The 17985-nt window shown below is 59.6% G+C and carries 12 protein-coding genes and 1 tRNA gene; 9 read left to right on the top strand and 4 right to left on the bottom strand.

The features are described 5' to 3' along the window. Positions 1 to 629 precede the first annotated feature (629 nt). Positions 630 to 2612 (top strand): PAS domain S-box protein, encoded by a 1983-nt coding sequence (locus HZR14_RS11075; RefSeq protein WP_181692929.1) that lies wholly within the window; start codon positions 630 to 632, stop codon positions 2610 to 2612. A 54-nt stretch (positions 2613 to 2666) separates the two neighbouring features. On the opposite strand, the gene HZR14_RS11070 is transcribed toward HZR14_RS11075, so the two are convergent. Together HZR14_RS11070 and HZR14_RS11065 are read right to left on the bottom strand one after the other, a co-directional pair. Next, a complete protein-coding gene (locus HZR14_RS11070) occupies positions 2667 to 3533 on the bottom strand; it encodes a sensor histidine kinase (protein ID WP_370464977.1) in 867 nt (288 codons plus the stop codon). Between the two features lie 656 nt (positions 3534 to 4189). After that, positions 4190 to 5317 carry an AbrB/MazE/SpoVT family DNA-binding domain-containing protein gene (locus tag HZR14_RS11065; protein ID WP_181692927.1) on the bottom strand — a complete coding sequence of 376 codons (1128 nt, stop codon included), beginning with the start codon at positions 5315 to 5317 and terminating at the stop codon, positions 4190 to 4192. Positions 5318 to 5827: 510 nt separating this feature from the next. On the opposite strand from HZR14_RS11065, the gene HZR14_RS11060 reads away from it, so the two are divergent. The 3 genes from HZR14_RS11060 to HZR14_RS11050 all read left to right on the top strand — a co-directional run bounded on the left by HZR14_RS11060 (position 5828) and on the right by HZR14_RS11050 (position 9514). After that, positions 5828 to 8740: an N-6 DNA methylase gene (locus HZR14_RS11060; RefSeq protein WP_181692926.1), complete on the top strand. Its 2913-nt coding sequence runs from the start codon at positions 5828 to 5830 to the stop codon at positions 8738 to 8740. Positions 8741 to 9033: 293 nt separating this feature from the next. Beyond that, positions 9034 to 9228, top strand: coding sequence for an antitoxin VapB family protein (locus HZR14_RS11055; RefSeq protein WP_181692925.1), 195 nt, complete (start codon positions 9034 to 9036; stop codon positions 9226 to 9228). Beyond that, positions 9221 to 9514, top strand: a complete 294-nt coding sequence (locus HZR14_RS11050) for a type II toxin-antitoxin system RelE family toxin (RefSeq protein ID WP_181692924.1) — start codon at positions 9221 to 9223, stop codon at positions 9512 to 9514. The genes HZR14_RS11055 and HZR14_RS11050 overlap by 8 nt, the downstream gene beginning before the upstream one ends. 136 nt (positions 9515 to 9650) lie before the next feature. Here HZR14_RS11050 and HZR14_RS11045 read toward each other — a convergent pair. Beyond that, positions 9651 to 9725, bottom strand: a tRNA-Ile gene (locus HZR14_RS11045). A gap of 80 nt (positions 9726 to 9805) precedes the next feature. Next, positions 9806 to 10468, bottom strand: coding sequence for an FxsA family protein (locus HZR14_RS11040; protein ID WP_181692923.1), 663 nt, complete (start codon positions 10466 to 10468; stop codon positions 9806 to 9808). Positions 10469 to 10580: 112 nt separating this feature from the next. Between HZR14_RS11040 and gpmI the strand changes: the two genes are divergently transcribed. The 5 genes from gpmI (at position 10581) to HZR14_RS11015 (ending at position 17745) form a co-directional block, all read left to right on the top strand. Further along, entirely contained in the window at positions 10581 to 12128 is a 1548-nt protein-coding gene (gpmI, locus tag HZR14_RS11035; RefSeq protein ID WP_181692922.1) for a 2,3-bisphosphoglycerate-independent phosphoglycerate mutase, read from the top strand. Beyond that, positions 12125 to 12706 carry an alpha/beta hydrolase gene (locus HZR14_RS11030; RefSeq protein WP_181692921.1) on the top strand — a complete coding sequence of 194 codons (582 nt, stop codon included), beginning with the start codon at positions 12125 to 12127 and terminating at the stop codon, positions 12704 to 12706. Before gpmI ends, HZR14_RS11030 begins: the two co-directional genes overlap by 4 nt. A gap of 632 nt (positions 12707 to 13338) precedes the next feature. After that, entirely contained in the window at positions 13339 to 14373 is a 1035-nt protein-coding gene (locus tag HZR14_RS11025; RefSeq protein WP_181692920.1) for a TAXI family TRAP transporter solute-binding subunit, read from the top strand. Positions 14374 to 14452: 79 nt separating this feature from the next. Next, positions 14453 to 14950: a DUF1850 domain-containing protein gene (locus HZR14_RS11020; protein ID WP_181692919.1), complete on the top strand. Its 498-nt coding sequence runs from the start codon at positions 14453 to 14455 to the stop codon at positions 14948 to 14950. After that, positions 14947 to 17745, top strand: coding sequence for a TRAP transporter permease (locus HZR14_RS11015; protein ID WP_181692918.1), 2799 nt, complete (start codon positions 14947 to 14949; stop codon positions 17743 to 17745). The genes HZR14_RS11020 and HZR14_RS11015 overlap by 4 nt, the downstream gene beginning before the upstream one ends. Positions 17746 to 17985 lie beyond the last annotated feature (240 nt).

Genomic DNA, 17985 nt, shown 5'->3' with positions numbered 1-17985 from the left:
TGCCGGACAATCTCGATCCGACGATCTCCACTCATTACCTTCCAGTCTCATTCCATGCCCATAACTTCCGTCACTCATTACGCTCTGCCAAGGCCTTGAAAGGCTTCGCCTTTCAGTGGCTTTGATGTGGGACTCGCCCTCTGTTGTCGCCGGGGAGGAAGGTCGTTCCTCGCCCGTACCGAACGACCTTCGGGGTCGGCATCCCCACCATTCGGGGGCCGGGCTACTGCGGCCCGTGATACCGGCGACGTGTGCGGCGGTATCACTGATTATTGGTACGGCGGCCCCCGAAAAAAGTGTATGGGATAGCGAGTCAGATGGCAGAAGCCGCATTATTTTTGTCCCGTCATGTCGGCTTCCTCCCCGGCCTACTCGCTTCGTGCTTCCGACCAATCGGAAGCCCTCGCTCTCTCCTCACGGACCGCAGGTCCGTTCGGACGGTCAGAGGGATCACTGATCCCTCACGACTTGAGGCCGGGGGCTCCGCCTCGAAAGATGCTGAAAGAACAAATTTTATTTACGATCGGTGCGTGGTATTAAATGGCATGGTTTGGAGGGGGGAAATACATATGCATGAGGGCAACCGATCGTGCCGACGAACGCCTTTCGTCCGTGTAGGTGCTCGGTAGATGACGGAGGCCGTGTCATCCATCGAAGACGCCCGACAACGGCTCTATGAGGTCCTCCGGCAGAATACCCCGTTCGATCGAAAAGCGCGTACCGCATTGGAGCTCGGCACACAGTGTCTCGGAGTGGACGACGGATACCTCGCCCGAATCGACGGGGAGAGCGACTACTGGGAGGCTGCGATCACGACCGAGACGGCGGACGGATGGACCCCTCCGGAACGGGAACTAGAGCTCAGAGAAACGTACTGCCGTGAGGCGATCGAGGACGATACCCCCGTCGTACTCCACGATGCACCCGGCCAGGGGTGGGCCGACGATCCGGCCTTCGAAGTCCACGGGCTCCATACCTACCTCGGAGTCCCGCTCGTCGTCGACGACGGCACCTACGGGACGGTCTGTTTCGTCGCCAAGGAACCGCGGTCGGAACCGTTCAGCGATGCCGAGACGCGGTTCGCAGAACACCTTACGCGGCTGCTCGAACGTGAACTCGAACGGGCACACGTCGAGACCGAACTCTCGACTCAGACCACCCTCGCTACGGTCCTCAATCGGGTTCTTCGACACAACATCCGAAACGATATCTCCGTCATCCGCGGGTACACGGAGCTTATGGCCGAACAGCTGGACGATGAGCCCGCCGCCGAGGCTGTCCTCGGCCACATCGATGATCTCATTCAGTTGAGCCGGAAGGCCCGCGAGCTTGAAGCGGTTATCACCACGAACTCCGAGAGACAGTACACGGAGATCGGATCCCTCATCGAGGGGGTCGTGGATACGATCACGAAAGAATATCCGGAAGCATCGATTTCCGTCGAATACGACGCCGAAATATACGTAGGGATATTCGAGAACTTCGAGCAGGCTGTCGAGGAACTCATCGAGAACGCCGTCAAACACAGCGGTGAGAGCCCGACCGTCACCGTCGCTATCGAGGCCGTCCCGAACGCCGTCGAGGTTCAAATCAGCGACGATGGCCCCGGCCTCCCTGACCACGAGGCCGAGCTCCTCAACCGGGGGGAGGAGACGCCGCTCGCGCACGGCACCGGGTTAGGCCTGTGGCTGGCCTACTGGATCGTAACCAGCCACGACGGCTCCATCGACCCGATGGTCACGGAAGACGGGACGACGATGAGAGTGTCTATCCCCCGAAAGCCCGCTGTCGACGTACGGCAACGACTGACGGAGCTCACACGGTCGCGTGACAAGTACAGAGCGATCTTCGAAGAGGCGAGCGACGCGATGGTCATCACCGAGGACGGCGGACGATACGTCGAGGCCAACGAGAGCGCTGCCGACCTGTTCGGAGTGTCCCGGGAGGCACTCCTCGGACAGTCGATCGCCGACTTCTCGCCCGACGGGTTCGATACCGAATCGATGTGGCAACAGCTCCGATCCTCGGATGGCGAACGCGGGACCGTTCGACTCGTGCGTCCGGACGGATCCGAGCGAGTCGTAGAGTACGCCGCGACTCCGAACATCGTCCCCGGTGAACACCTCTCGATACTGCGGGACGTCACCGACCGCAAGGAGCGTGAAGAGAAACTGACCGCGTTGAAACGACGGTACGAGACGTTACTCGAGGCTGCACCGGACCCGGTATTCGTTGCGGATACCGAGACGGGAAACATAATCGAGGTGAATGAGGCCGCCGAAGCGCTAATGGGGGAGTCCCGAGACCGGATCGTTGGCCGCCATCAGACGACACTGCATCCGGCGGCGGACGAGGAGCTGTACCGGGATTTATTCAATAGAGTCACGGGGAAACAGACAACGGTTCAGACGCTACCGGATGGGTCACGTCCTGAACTGGTGACGGCCGAGAATAAAACCGTCCCGCTCGAAATCAGCGTCAACACGATCTCACTTCCCGATGGCCCCGTCACATACGGGGTCTTTCGGGATATCTCCGGGCGGGTCGAACGCGGCCAGAAATCCCGGCATAAAACGGAATCGGCGAAGAACCGCCGGTCTGGATCGTCGTAGCCATATCCACCCGAACGGCGACGCTCTCCGGCCGCGTTCCCGTCCGCCACGGCATCAAGACGGTGACGTGACCGCTTCTCGCGTGCTCCGTGCTTCCCCGGGTAATTCGATCCTGAATACCGTCCCATCGGGTCCGGTTTCCGCTAGTTCGATCGTCCCATCGAAGCTCTCGATGAGCGTCCCCGTCAGTAGGAGTCCCAGTCCGTGTCCGTGATCGTCGCCGACCTCCTGTTCGAACAGTTTCTCCCGTTTGGCCGCAGGGACGCCCGGGCCGTTGTCGGCGACCCGAACGACGACCGTCTCGTCGCCCCGTTCTACGGTCACGACAATCCGGGGCGTTTCGCTGGTGTTGTGTTCGACCGCGTTCCGAAGGATGTTTCTAAACGCCCGTCGGAGAGCCTGATTCGCCGGAACGATCGCTTCATCCGGCATCGACGTCTCGATCTCGACGGTCCCTTCGGCCTCCCGGACCGTCGCCACCTCCGAGGCCAACAGCCCGACGACGTCCACTCGGGCCGAATCGAGGTCCTCCCCGGACGCGTCGAGCAATATTCGGATATCGTCGATGACGGCCTCTAGTTCCCGTGCGTGGGTCGTGATGGTGTCCAATCGCTCCGAGACTATCGTATCACTGTCACAGTCCACGGCGGCGAGTTTCGCGTTCCCCTGGATCACGGTCGCCGTGTTGAGCACTTCGTGTCGAAGGATGGAATTGAGATACGTGAGCTGACTCGTTCTGGTCTCGGCCTCCTCTGCGCGAACACGTGCCCGTTCGGTCTTGACCGCCCGCTCGAGCCCGCGGGCTTCGAAAGCGCCGATGATCAGCCCGCCTCCCGCTCCGATCGTACTCGCCCACCGCACCCACGAGACCAGTTCCAGCGTGCTGGTCGGCCGGAGGGCGGTCATGATGACGACGTTCATCAGAAGAAACACGCATAGCCCAGCCAGAGACCAATAGTACACCCGGGTGTACCGATCGACGGACACGGAACTGTCCGGAAGCCAATATCCGATATAAAAGGGCACGAGTATGAAAGGCAGACTCGTCACGAACCCGGAGACCCACAGTATCCCGAGCGGATTTGCAACAAATAGTATATACAATACTTCGCCGCCCACGATCGAAACGAAGACCAGACCGAGTAGAAACAAAGACGTATCGATCCGTGATAGAGTAGAACCCATCTCATTTACGTGATCAGCCGTCGTACTTAATTGTTGAGCCGGGACTGTCGGTCGCTTAACTTAGAGGATGAGGCGGGCGAGTTCTGAGTGTCTATGACAGAATCCGACCGCCTCAGCAGCGATAGTGGTTGTATCGAGTTATAGTGAACATCGCAACTATAGTAGACATCGCAACTATGTACACATCGATCGCACTGCCGCCGTGCGGTCGAGTGTGTCTTGTCTTCCGATCTCTACTATAAAACGACGAACTCAAATACGTTTTGTCCTCGTCGGTTCGGATACGCATACGCTCGCTCGTGTGTACGGTCCCGTATAGGTGCCGCCGAGCGAGCGATGAAAATCGGCGGGCGCTCTCTCGACTCAATTGACGATATTTATGAAATAGTGCTCTAATAGATTTGTTCTGCTTCTGGGAGGGGGATTGCGTCATAGACAGATATCTGCTGAAAATCCGGGATATAGATTGTGTCGCCGTTTCTGTCTTTTTCTTTTTTGTATTGATCAATGTGTGCCGAAAAAACCGCCTGATACCTTCCTTTTTCAGATGGGATTTCCTGTTCCAGTTGTCTCAACAGACCTTCATCACCGAGTGCTTTCGTTGCGGCAAGTGTCCCTTCACCGTGACATCCAGCAACAATGAAGTGCATATTGTCTTGGTACTCGGTGAGCGAAGAGTAGTCTTCATACTCATCGTATCGCTCCCATCCCTCATTAACTCGCTTAGCCACAACCATGCCATAATCGATTCTGTATTTTGGCCGATTAGAGTTCCCGAGCGTAGACCCGTCGGACCTCTCTACAGGCTCAACCGGTGGTTCATCGGCGTATGATTTCACGATCGGCCAGTTTGTTTGGTTTTTTCGTACTTCGGCAAGAGACATTCCATGATAGTCCTCTGAGGGAGATAGATCGAATATATAAGGTAATCTCCCCTGGTAATCTCCGACAGAATCTGGGTTATATCCCATACTTAATGCCACAAACTCTGAGCCGAGTGGGCCAGCAGTGGTTCCGATATGCCCTGTCTCATCTATGTCAGGCTCAGTTACCATTTTGGGTTCAACATCCTCGGTTGAATTCAAAATAGCACTGGTAAGCTCGGCTTGAGCACGAAGGTCAATTTCACCTAAATTAGCGAGCTTCGAGGAGCCATGGCCGGGGGTAATAGATATATCATCTGCAAACCATAATAGCCTGGAATAGACAGACTTGGTTGACATCTCTGGAAGATGTGGATCAAGCGTTTCACTAACTTCCATAGCATCTGACACAGGCCCTGCTGCGATGGTTCCAATAGTTCCAATGGATCCAGCGAGTATTTTCAGCAGATCTTTTCTTGAAACTCTAATATCTTTTTTATTGACCACACTATGTCCCTCATCTTTGCATTTAATCGTCGCAGATTCCCTTTTTATTTTCCATTCAACCATGTCACCTGGTTCTATTCCCAGCTGTTCTCGGATGTTTGCAGGTATCACCACTGAATTATCTTGTCCGACTTTATTTTGCTTAGGCATTGTATAGCCAGTTATCGGTAGGTTCATATACCATAAACGCTCTTCGGAAGCAGATTGTTGCTCGGGTAGAGCTGGCGCTGTGAAAGCGTAGCGGGCAAGAGTGACGCGGCAGCATCACCCGAATGCAATGTCCCCATTTGAATTGCTGCGTTCGGAGGCGAGCGCCGCGAGGTCCTCTGTTGCCCGCGCTACCGGTCTGAAAGAGATCGTCCGAGCAGTCCTCTGACCTACCGCGGAAACCGTGGTATCGAACTCGACAAGAGCAATTTCGACAAACTCGCCGACATCCTTACTACGAGTGTGGCTGAGAGGCGTGGGAGATCGACAGTCGCCTGAAGCACTACGAAGGCCTTGACCATCACGACTGGGCGTGAGGGATTGCCCCTCCCCCGCATTCGGGTGGGGGTTATTCGGTCTCGCCGTCTCGCATCTCAGCTGCTCGATTCTGGAGTGAATACTACCGCAGCAGCTGGGGCAAGATTCAATTACGAAGGCTCTGTTTCGAGATACATGCCTGCAGAGTTTGAATTTCAAGCGCGTCTCTTTGGGGCCCTAGAGGACTATATTGAAGCGAATGACTCCGAATTTGGTTCGCCCCGGGGAGAGGAACAAACTAGTTCAGGGGCAGTAGATATATATCTTCCTTCGCTGGTTCGTGAGGGTGTTGCTATCGAGGTCAAAAAGGCAAGCATTGACCCGCACTCAATTGATGTTATTAAACAGGGTCACAGATACGCGAGGGACAAGGGTATATCTCTATTCGCTACTGCAAATCAGAATGACGTTTTCTTATTCCGGCGCACGGAGACCTCGACAAGCCTCACCGAACTTGAACGCCGGCACTACGATCTGCGGAAGATGTCGTTGCCCGATTTTATTGATGAATTTCTTGACGATGTAGTTAGCATACAACAAGGAGAGGGGGAAGTGTTCGACTTCGATGAGCTCATCATTAGTCGCCTGCGCAGTTTCCATACTAGTATCTACCCAATATACGAGAATATGATTAGTAAGACATTCGACGGGGATGATGATTTCCAATCGCTCCTTGTCAAATGGGCAAGGGAAAACGACTACCCACATGACTACCCTGACGTTGAGGACACCTTCCGAATCGCCGCTCAACAGTACGCCTACATTTTGATGAACCGGATAGTATTCTACGAACTAGTCCGGGGTCAAAATGTGGAAACAAAGAGCGGCCTCCCAATGGACCCAATATATAATGGTGTAACCGTTGAGAAATTGGATGAGCACTTGTCGAACTGTTTTGAGTCAATAATGGAGGAGATTGATTATGAGGCTATCTTCAAGGACGACAGCGGGTTCTTCAAAGAGATTCCGGAAGATGAACACACGAAGCGTCGTCTCCATACCTTCACAAAAAGTATTGAACAGGAGCCACTCCGAGACATCAATTCAGACGTTGTCGGGCAGATCTATCAAGAGCTCATTCCGACAGCCGAACGGAAGGAACTCGGGCAGTTCTACACGCCAAGAGAAATCGGGCAAATCCTCGCCCGATGGGCCATCGACTCGACAGATGACCGGTTTATTGACCCTTGTAGCGGCTCTGGATCTATTACAGTCGAGGCTTACAAGCAGTTCGATGATTTGAATGGGCTATCGCATCAGGAAACCATTCGCCGCATCACGGCTGTCGATATCAACAAGTTCCCACTTCATCTGACTGCATTAAACCTCGCGACTCGGAATATACATCAGCCCACCAATGAACTGTTTGCGTACTACGAGGATTTTTTTCACCTCGATCCAGATACGAAGCGGCGTAATAGTCACCGACTCGGAGTTGGAGGCACCAGCAATAATACGCCGGACAAAGGCCAAGCTATCGGTACATTTGACGCCACCGCGGCTAACCCGCCGTATGTCCGGCAAGAACACCTATATCCAAATCGTGAAATGTACCGCAAACATCTGAAACGGTTTGGCCCAAGCTCAAAATCACCGTACTACGATGGAAATAAGCAGGTTGACGGCAGAAGTGATCTTTATTGCTATTTCATAACACACGTTACACAATTTCTTGAGCTAGGGGGTAAACTCGCGTGGATTGTACCGACAAAGTGGATGGTGGCAGACTACGGCCCATCGCTCCAACAGTTCATGTATGGCCATTATAAATTGGAGGCAGTAGTCGGCTTCCGGAAGCGTGTGTTTCAGGATGCTCTTGTCGACACGGTGTTGTTGATGATGGAGCGGTGTGATGATATCGCCGAGCGGAAAAACACGGAGACTAATTTCATCCGAATAAATGAGAAGATGGATCCTGATGACATCATCCGTGTCATAGACCGTGGGTACAATATCCCCAAGGAATCTTATTTGAAGATTCACAGTCGACCAAACTACCGTACAATCTCTGTCCGGCAGTCCTATTTAATGGAGAATGTTGGCGACAAGCTACACCACTACATTAACGCACCCGCTCTCTATACCGCTGTCCTTGAAGACAGCCGCACGGTGGAGCTCTCCAACATTGCGAATATCACCCGAGGAAAGAAGACAGGCGCTAACCCCGTCTTTATCCTTGATGAAGACGATGTAAGATCTCGGAACATTGAACAGGAGTTCACCACTCCAGCGATAAAAAGTATCAAGGAAGTTGATGGCTACGAACACGCTCCCTCGGACGCAAAGAAATGGATGCTGGATATGCACGACTATGTCGAGGAGGTGACCTCAATGTCTGGTATCGGTGATACTAGCGACACAGCAGACCGAATAAAGTCCTCACTCCGCGCTGACGGCTACGATGGTGTCCTTTCATATATCAAGTGGGCCGAGAAGCAATCGTCAAGCAGTAACAAGTCCCTCAATACCTACGACCCGTGGTTCAATATGGGTAGCCTCGATTCAAAAAAATCTCCGATAGTCTGTCCACAGGCGATGGATACTCACAGGCTGTTCATAAGAACCGACAGCGATGTTGTGGCAAGCAACCGATTCCTACTCGTACAGCCGAACGCCGTCAATCCTGACCTGTTGCTCGGACTGCTGAACTCGAGTCTCACGAAGATCATTATCGAGAGCCACGGTCGAATTACCGGCGGTGGCGCAGTAAATCTATCCGGAAGTGACCTGCGCACGCTTCGTATTATCGACCCCGGTCAGCTTTCGGACGAACAAAAAGAGCTGGTGAAAAACGCCTTCAATCGACTAGTTGCTGGCGATGAGGATGCCAGAGACGACCTTGATGCGGTGGCCATTGATATTCTTGAGCTTGACACGACAGTTGACGAGCTCCAAGATATCGCAGAGACATTGAAGCGTACCAGACGTGAAAAGGGTCAACAGGTCGAGACTTTGGTTAAGGAACTGGATGATTTGGAAGGCCACATTGATATGTCGTTTGAGGATGATTCCGGTCGACAAGAGGGGCTCTCTAGTTTTAGCGGTTAATAGATCAGTTGGACGAGTGCTATTTTTCGTTTGAGTGCGAGGATCAGACGATACACATCGTACAAAATCCGGGGGATCGTAACGGGTCGTGCGATGACCCCACACCGTTTGCTGATCTGATAGGTTTTTTAAATGCCCTGGAGTTTTAGCTTACGCTAACCACGGGACGTGACGGGTGTCCGATCGTTGGACTACTGGGCTGATACGAAAGTTGAAATCCCAGTTAAAAAGAATGGTGTGCCGTACCACGGGAGAACTGTTAAGACTGTCAGCCCTATACGTCTATACAGACGATGCCCGCCGACAAACGCATCCCGGTGACCGAAGAGACGCGGAAGGAGCTTCACAAGCTGAAGGAGCCCGGCCAGACCTACGACGACCTCCTGAAGGAGCTGGCTCAACAGCGCCGGCGGCAGGACCTGGAACAGCGCTTCCAGGAGTTAGAGGAGACGGACCGCGACGAGTTGACGCTCATCTCGGATGTCTAAGCACGCCGTCCTGCTCGGTGACGACGCCTGCGAGTTCCTCGACGTCGCCGACGAGAAGACCGAGCGGGTCTGCAAGGAGAAACTCGGGTATCTGGCGGAGAGCCCGTATCCGGGCCGTGGTCGTGGGGACAAGGAGAAACGCCCCATCGACGGCCGCCGCGACCGCTACCGGATTCACACCTCTCGGACCTACACGGCTATCTACACGGTCCTGGAGGACGAGAACGAGGTGCGTGTGCTGGAGATCGTCCCCATCGACGACGCGCACAAGCGGTACGGCTTCTAATTGAACAGATATGCGCCTGGCCTACGTATGTGTACCGTCTACAGCAAGAGCTATCAAGTCGGTATCGTCCGAAATGAGACGCCTACGGGAGTTTGGCCACCGATTTCCGACGGCCAAGGACCGTGCGGAAACCGAGTGGGCCAACTCGGATTTGAACCGAGGACCTCCCGGTTATCAGCCGAGCGCTCATACCTAGCTGAGCTATTGGCCCGATGTAGGCGCGTTTCACCGTAGCGCCGTGGTTCGTTTAAACGTTTCTTTTCGGTCGCCCTTCGTCGGATCCTCCCACGGCTATCGGTCCCGCGAGTCGCCGCCGTTCTCCTCGCTCGCCGACGCCCCATCACCCGCGGTATCGCCGGACCGGTCGGCTCCGGAGACGTCCTCGAACTCGTATTCGTCCTCGCCCATCTCGACCGTCCCGCCGTCGCGTTCGGAGGTATCGGGACCCGGCCCCGCTCCGGGACCCGCCCCTCCGTCACCGGGGAATCCCCCCTCGAATCCGCCCGTCTCGTCCTCGCCGCCCGGGAAGCCCCCGACGTAGACGTTCCCGGTGGCGAAGCCGTCGGTCTTGCCGTCGAGATACGGCGTGACGACGTACCGTTTGACGACGACTCGGATCGGGTACCGCGTCGGCGGTAACACGAGCACGAGCCCGAGCAGGTCGGTGACGAGGCCGGGCGTGAGCATCAACGCGCCGGCGACGAGGAGGAACGCGCCGTCGAGCAGTTCGTTCGTCGGCGGTTCGCCCCGCGCGAGTTTGCGCTGGATCTTTCGGACGGTGTGTCTGCCCTCGGCGCGAACCACGAGCAATCCGAGCAGCGCGGTCAATACGACGAGGGCGACCGTCGCCGCCGGACCGATCGTGACCGGCCCCAGCCCGGTTGCGAGGACGACGAGCAACAGGACGTCCGCGAGGGGAACGAGCAACGCGAGCCCGATGAGCCGCAGGTACATACCCCCGGATACCGCCGGCCTCGGGAAAACGTTTCCGAGAGCCGAAGCCCGCCGGCGTGTCCTCGGACGCCGAAGCGACATCGCCTTAGGCCGCCCGCCGCTTTCGGGACGTATGCAAGCCGCACTTGTCATCCTCGACGGCTGGGGCCTCGGCGACGGTGGCGAGGGGGACGCCGTCTCCGCCGCCGGGACCCCGACGTTCGATCGCCTCCGCGACGACGGCGCGTTCGGGACGCTCGAAACCCACGGCAGACGCGTCGGCCTCCCCGAGGGCCAGATGGGAAACAGCGAGGTCGGTCACCTCAACATCGGCGCGGGCCGCGTCGTCAAACAGGACTCGACGCGGGTGACGGACGACATCGACGCCGGCGTCTTCGCCGACAACGAGGCGATCGGCGACGCGTTCTCCGACGCCGACGAGCACGGCGGCCGGGTACACTTTCTCGGCCTCGTCAGCGATGGTGGCGTCCACTCCTATCAGGCACATCTCCACGCGCTGATCGAACTCGCCGCCGACCGCGGTGTCGACGCCGTCACGCACGCCTTCACCGACGGCCGGGATACGGCCCCCGAGAGCGGCTCGGAGTTCCTCGCCGATCTGGAGGCGACGGCCGACGAGCACGACACGGGCCACGTCGCGACGGTCTGTGGGCGCTACTACGCGATGGACCGCGACGAGAACTGGGCGCGTACGAAACGCGCCTACGACGCGATCGTCGACCGCGACGCCCCCCACGTCGCCGACTCGGCCGTCGACGCCGTCGAATCGTCCTACGCGCGCGGCGAGACGGACGAGTACGTCGAGCCGACGCTCGTAGACGACCGCCCGCCGCTCTCCGACGACGACGCGGTCGTCTTCTTCAATTTCCGGGCGGATCGCGCACGCCAGCTCACCCGAATGCTCGCCGACATCGAGCCCGAGTGGGACGTCGAGACCGATCCGCCCGACGCCGAGTTCGTGACGATGACCGAGTACGACAAGACGTTCGGGCTCCCGGTCGCCTATCCGCCGCTGGAACCGGAGCGGACGCTCGGCGAGGCGCTCGCCGAGGCCGGACACACACAGCTTCGGGCCGCGGAGTCCGAAAAATACGCCCACGTGACCTACTTCTTGAACGGCGGCCGCGAAGCCGCCTTCGAGGGTGAGTACCGCGAGATCGTGCCGAGCCCCGACGTCCCGACCTACGACGAGCGTCCGGCGATGTCGGCCGCCGAACTGACCGACACCGCGATCGAGGCGATCGAGGACGGGGTCGGCGGGGAGGAGCCGTCGGCGGGGAGTCCCCCGCTCGACGCCCTCGTGTTGAACTACGCCAATCCCGACATGGTCGGCCACACGGGCGATTTCGACGCCGCGGTCGCGGCCGTCGAGTCTGTCGACGCACAGCTCGCCCGGCTCGAGGGATCGGTCCACGGGGCCGGAGGACACCTCTTCGTGACCGCAGACCACGGCAACGCCGACGACATGGGGACGCCGGAGGATCCCCACACCGCCCACACGACCAACCCGGTACCGTTCGTGTACACCGCACCGGACGGCACGGACGGCGGGTACGCGATCCGATCCGGCGGCACGCTCGCCGACATCGCGCCGACGCTTCTGTCCCGAATCGGCGTCGAGGTACCCGAGGCGATGACCGGCGAGCGCCTGCTGGAATGAGCGATTCGGTCGTCGTCCCGTCGGATCGGGAGGTACGCGGGACGCTCGATTCACCCGAGAGCGACCGCTGTGTGGTCGCGTGTCCCCCGCACCCACGGATGGGTGGCAGCCGGAGCGATCCCCGACTCGAAGCGGTGAGCGAGTCGCTTTCGTGTGCCTGTCTTCGCTTCGATTACGGTGCGTGGGACGGGGGCCGCGGCGAACTCGGGGACACCCGCGACGCCCTCGCGTGGGCGCGAGACAGCTACGATCGCGTCGGCCTCTTCGGCTACAGTTTCGGCGGCTGTCTCGCCGTGGTCGCCGCTGCCCGCGAGTCGGTGGCCGAGAGGCCGCCCGAGGGGGTCGTGGCGCTGTCGCCGGCCGCGGCCCTCTCCAAGGACATCGACGCCGTCGCCGCCGTCGCCGCCGTCGAGTGCCCGATCGCGGTGGTCTACGGCGAGCGGGACACGACCGTCGACGCCGAGGCGGTCGCCGATCGGATCCGAGAACGCGGCGGCGAGGTCCTCACTCTGCCCGCCGACCACCACTTCGTGGGCCAGACCGCGAAGGTCGGCGCTCGCGTCGCCGAGCTCTTGTAAACGGGGCACGGCTTCGTCGCCCAGAGTGTGTGATTGTGACAGCCTCCCCGCCAGTTCCAGTAGCTGCCGAACCTCGGGGTGAGTGTTGCTGACTACCAATAGCTCGTGTGAGCTCCGGTAGCTATAGTAGAGATCGGAAGACAAGACACACTCGATCGCACGGCGGCAGTGCGGTCGATGTGTACATAGTTGCGATGTCTACTATATCACGGAGGCTGGTGGCATCCATGTACACACGTATTCAGATGGGGGGGAGCCATCGACATTCATTTCGATCCATGTGTTCAGACGTAATCGCAGAGAGCATTGATTCGGCAACTACTGTGAACGGCGGAATGCTCTCGTCGAAGAAGGATAGGGGTGATATAACCCCGTCTCGGTGGTGCGATTGCGGGGTGCTGTGGTCGGGGACGGGAGGGCGAGGTGACCACGGAGGTCGGTAGAGCGCCACCACGGTTGGACACGCATTTGAGTCCCACCTGCGCGCAAGTAACTGAGATCAGTCATGTCACGGGCCTACAAACAACGGTCCCGGGACCGCCGGCGGCGGCCTCACAGTCTGTGTGATGCGGCAGCGACTGTCCGATGACAGTACCCCAATTTATATAAAAGGATAAATATATAATATAAATATGACGGACAGTCCCATTGACAAGACTATTGACCGGCGAAAACTACTGAAAGGGGCGGTAGCGGCCAGCCTCGTCGGCATCGCTGGATGTACGGGCAACGGCGACGCCGGAAACGGCAACGGCAATGGCAACGGTGGGGACGGCAACGGTAACGGCAATGGCGGCAGTGACGGCAACGGCGGAACCCGACTGACCTGGCACGCGGGCGGAACCGGAGGGACCTACTTTCCGCTCTCGAACGAATTCAAGACGGTTGTCGAGGCCAACACCGACTTCTCGTTGAACGTTCAGTCCACGGGTGCGAGCGTCGAAAACGTCGGTAGCCTCGCCGACGGCTCGGCCGACTTCGCGCTCATCCAGAACGATATCGCCTCGTTCGCGAAGAACGGAACTGGCATCGATGCCTTCCAAGACAACGCGATCGAAACGATCCGGGGCGTCGCAACGCTGTATCCGGAGACGATCACGCTCGTCACGCTCGCGGGGAACGACATCTCCACCGTCGAGGATCTCGGCGGCGCGACGATCAACACCGGCGACCTCGGCTCGGGGACGCAGGTCAACGCACAGCAGATCCTCGAATCGCTCGGGATCACCGACTACAGCGAACAAAACGCCGGCTTCTCGCAGGCGTCTGAGCAACTCGCCAACGGCGACATCGACGCCGCCTTCGTCGTCGGCGGCTGGCCGGTCGGCGCGATCGAGGACCTCGCGAACACGAACGACGTCGAACTCGTCCCGATCAGCGGCGAGAATCGCGAGGCCGTCAAGGCGGACGCCTCCTGGTTTGCGGACGACACGATTCCGGCCGGAACGTACAGCGGCGTCGAGGAGGACGTCGAAACCGTCGCGGTGCAGGCAATGATCGCCACGAATGCCGACGTGTCGGCCGACGCCGTCGAGACGGTCACGGCTGCTCTCTTCGACAATCTCGGTGAACTCAGCATAAAGACCGACTTCATCACGGTCGACAGCGCGCAGGACGGGATGTCCATCGAGTTGCACGAAGGGGCGGCGGCTTACTTCGACGCGTAACCCGATTACCGCGACCGGCCCGTCGGCGAACCGTTTCACAACCGTTTCAAATTCCATCCCACAACGATTACTCGGAACAATGGGTCACCATTCCCGTTCGAACGTGAGTGCCGCGATTCTCGCACTCGCGGTGCTCGTTCTCGTCGGCGCTGTGGCCGCAGCCCCGGTAGGGGCCGTCCTCGTAGTCGAGGACATCGAGACGGGCGAGCGCTACCTTGTGGAGCCGGTCGACGACGGGAGCACGGTGGCCCTCGAGTACACCCATAGCGTCGAGAAATCCCGCGTCTACGACGAGTATCGGGTCGACGGCGAGACGCTCGTGAACACCCGGATGGAGTTCGAGTCCTATGGTTGGGGGCTTCCGGCGCGCGTCAACGTCACGAACGAGAACGGGACGTTCGTGTACGACCCCGATGAGCCGATCACGGAACTGGAGCACCTCTCGGTCTCGCCGGGCCGGATCGCCGACCACACGCTTATTATCGACGGCCAACGGCACGACCTCGTCGCGGCGACCGACGGGAACGACGTACGACTACACATCGAACAACAGTCGCTTCGCAAGATGATCCCATGACCGCGCCCCACCGAACCGACGGCGGTATCGACGATCCGAACGACGACGCCTCGGGAGAGTCCCCGCCGGACGGCCCGCCGGATGAGGCGACGAGCGAGGAGATCCCCCCGGAGGAGGCCGAAGAGCTGATCGAGGAGATCGAGCGCCGTCGCTCGCTGCAGGGGATCGCCTCGATAGCGGTCGCGACGATCGGGATCCTGTTTTCGACCTTCCAGCTGTTTCTCGCCGCCCGGAGCTTTTCGTTTACTATCTGGCTCCCGACAGTCGAGTTTGCGGGCGTCTCGATCTCCCCGGTAGACGTTTCCCTCCAGCTTCTGCAGGCGAACGCGATCCACGTTGCCTTCGCACTCGTGCTCACCTTCTTGCTCTTTCCGGGGAGCATGGGAGATGGGATCGTCTCGCGAAATCTCGGCCGGGTCGTTCCGGCGCTGTCCCGACAGCTCGGCGATGGAAATCCGATCACCCGGGGGATCGTTGGCGTCCGATCGGCGTTCCGGTGGGCGTTTCTCGACCACGATCGAGAACGGGTGACTCCCTTCGATCTGTTGTGTATCGCCGCGGCGGCTCTCTCGGCGATATACTTTCTGACGGAGTTCTCGGAGATCCAGAACATGCGCGTCTTTGGGGTCGATTCCGGCCGTCCGGTCACCGAGGTGTACGCGTTCTTACAGCCACTGCTCGGCGGCGTCCCGTTCGTGAGCGAGTACTCCTACGCGATGGTCCTCGGTGTTGTCGGCGTCCTGCTCGTGTTGGAGGCTACGCGGCGGACGCTCGGCCTCCCGCTGATGCTCATCGTCGCCACCTTCATCGTCTACGCCCGCTGGGGGTACCTCATCAGCGGGAGCACCCCCTTCCTCGGGCTGCTCGCGATCCCGGAACTCACCTGGCCGGACATCATTCAGAACCTCTGGTACAACACCGAAAACGGCGTCTTCGGGATCCCGGTGACCGTCTCTGTGAGTTTCATCTACATCTTCATCCTCTTCGGCGCGTTCCTCGAAATGAGTGGGGCCGGCCAGTGGTTCATCGACCTCGCGTACGCGCTCACCGGGGGGCGCAAGGGCGGTCCGGCCAAGGCGAGCATCCTCGCCAGCGGCTTCATGGGAACGATCTCCGGATCGTCGATCGCCAACACGGTCACGACCGGCGCGTTCACCATCCCGCTTATGAAGCGGTCGGGCTACTCGCCCGAGTTTTCGGGAGCCGTCGAGTCGTCCGCCTCCTCCGGCGGACAGATCCTGCCGCCGGTCATGGGGGCGGCCGCCTTTTTGATGGTCCAATACACCGCAACGCCGTTCGCGGACATCATCATCCTCTCGACGATCCCGGCGATTGTCTTCTTCTTCGGCGTCTGGGTGATGGTCCATCTCAAGGCCGTAGAGGAGGGGATCGGCGGAGTCCCCGACGGGGAGGTTGTGAACCTCGTGAGCCATCTCAAACACGGCTGGTTCTACCTGGTCCCGATTGGGCTGTTGCTGTATTATCTCATCGTCCAGCGGCTCTCGGTTTCCCGGTCGGCGTGGTTCACGCTCGTGGCGCTCGTGGCGCTGATCGCCCTCGTCTCGGCCTACAGCGAGGAGACGCGGTTTCGCCTCCTCGGCGTGTTCGGGGCCATCGTCGGTGTCGAGTTCGCGAGCCATGCAGTCGCCGGCGTGTCCGTTATGGGCCTCGCCACCGGAGCCGGCGGCCCGGGGCTCCCGGCCGGCGAGGCGGTCGACGCCGTGCTCTCGAGAATCGAGTGGTACGCGATGCTGGCCGGCGTACTGACGCTGTTGTCGCGGCCGGATCTCGACGCGTCGCTGCTCGAACTCAACCCGGCGGTCCGGCACACCGCCAACGCGGTCGGTGACCGGGCCGACCGTGATCTGGGCGGCAGCCAGCCGTTCCGGCTCGGCACCTTTGTCGTCAAATCGATGGACGAGGGCGCGCGCACCGCTGTCCCGGTGGTGGTTGCGGTCGCCGCAGCCGGGATCATCCCGGGCGTCATCAGCGTTTCGGGGCTCGGGCCGAACCTCACCTCGTTGCTGCTCGCGCTCTCGGGGGGCTCCATCGTGATCATGCTGCTCGTGACGGCCGTGGCCAGCATCATTCTCGGGATGGGCATGCCAACCACCGTGACGTACATCATCCTCATCTCGATGTTGGCGACCCCGCTCGTGGAGTTCGGCATCCCGCTCTTGGCCGCCCACCTGTTCATCCTGTACTTCGGGGTGATCGCCGACATCACGCCGCCGGTGGCAGTCGCCGCGTACGCCGCCAGCGGAGTCGCCAAGTCCGACCCCTTCGAGACCGGGGTGAAGGCGTTCTCGCTGTCGTTGAACAAGGCGATCGTCCCCTTCGCGTTCGTGCTCGCACCGGGGATCGTCCTGTTGCGCGAGAAGACGAACGCCGCGGAGCTACCGATTCGGGAACGGTACCGTGTGGTCGGGTTCAAGGACCTCGCCGAACTGTCGTATTCGATTCCGGAGATTCTCGTCCCCGTTGTCGGGGTCTTCCTCGGCGTGATCGCGCTCGGTGCCACCGTCATCGGGACGCTGTACACCCGCGTCGGCCGGTTCAGTCGGGTCGGCTTCGCCGCCAGCTCGCTGCTGTTGATGGCCCCGGGGCTGCTTTCCGAGTCCGTCTTCGACACCCTCGGACTCGTCGGTGTGTCCGTCTCCGTCAACGCACTCGTGCTCGATTTGGCCCTCCGCGGCGTCGGGTTCGCCCTGTTCGCGCTGCTCGCCCTCCGGAACAGGCGAGGGGTCGACCGTGGCGTCGAGGCGGACGCGGAGCCCGCGCCCCAACGGGCGTGATCGTTCCGTCGGTGCGACCGGGCGCCAGTACCCACAATCACTCCGGACATTCAGCATAAAACCCCGACGGAGCGCCGCTGTACGCCGAGCGAAGCGAGGCGTTTCACCGACGACGAGGCCTGCGTGACGGCTTCGCCGTCACGAGGGAGGCGGTCGGCTTGCCGACCGCCCAGCCGAGTCGTCGGCCCTTTTTGATCGAGCTTTTTGCCGCGGAGGCGTGTCGCGCGCCGTTCGGCGCGC

The sequence above is a fragment of the Natronomonas salinimetallica genome (assembly GCF_013839515.1).
GTDB lineage: Archaea > Halobacteriota > Halobacteria > Halobacteriales > Haloarculaceae > Natronomonas.
This window is presented reverse-complemented; position numbering and strand designations above follow the sequence as displayed.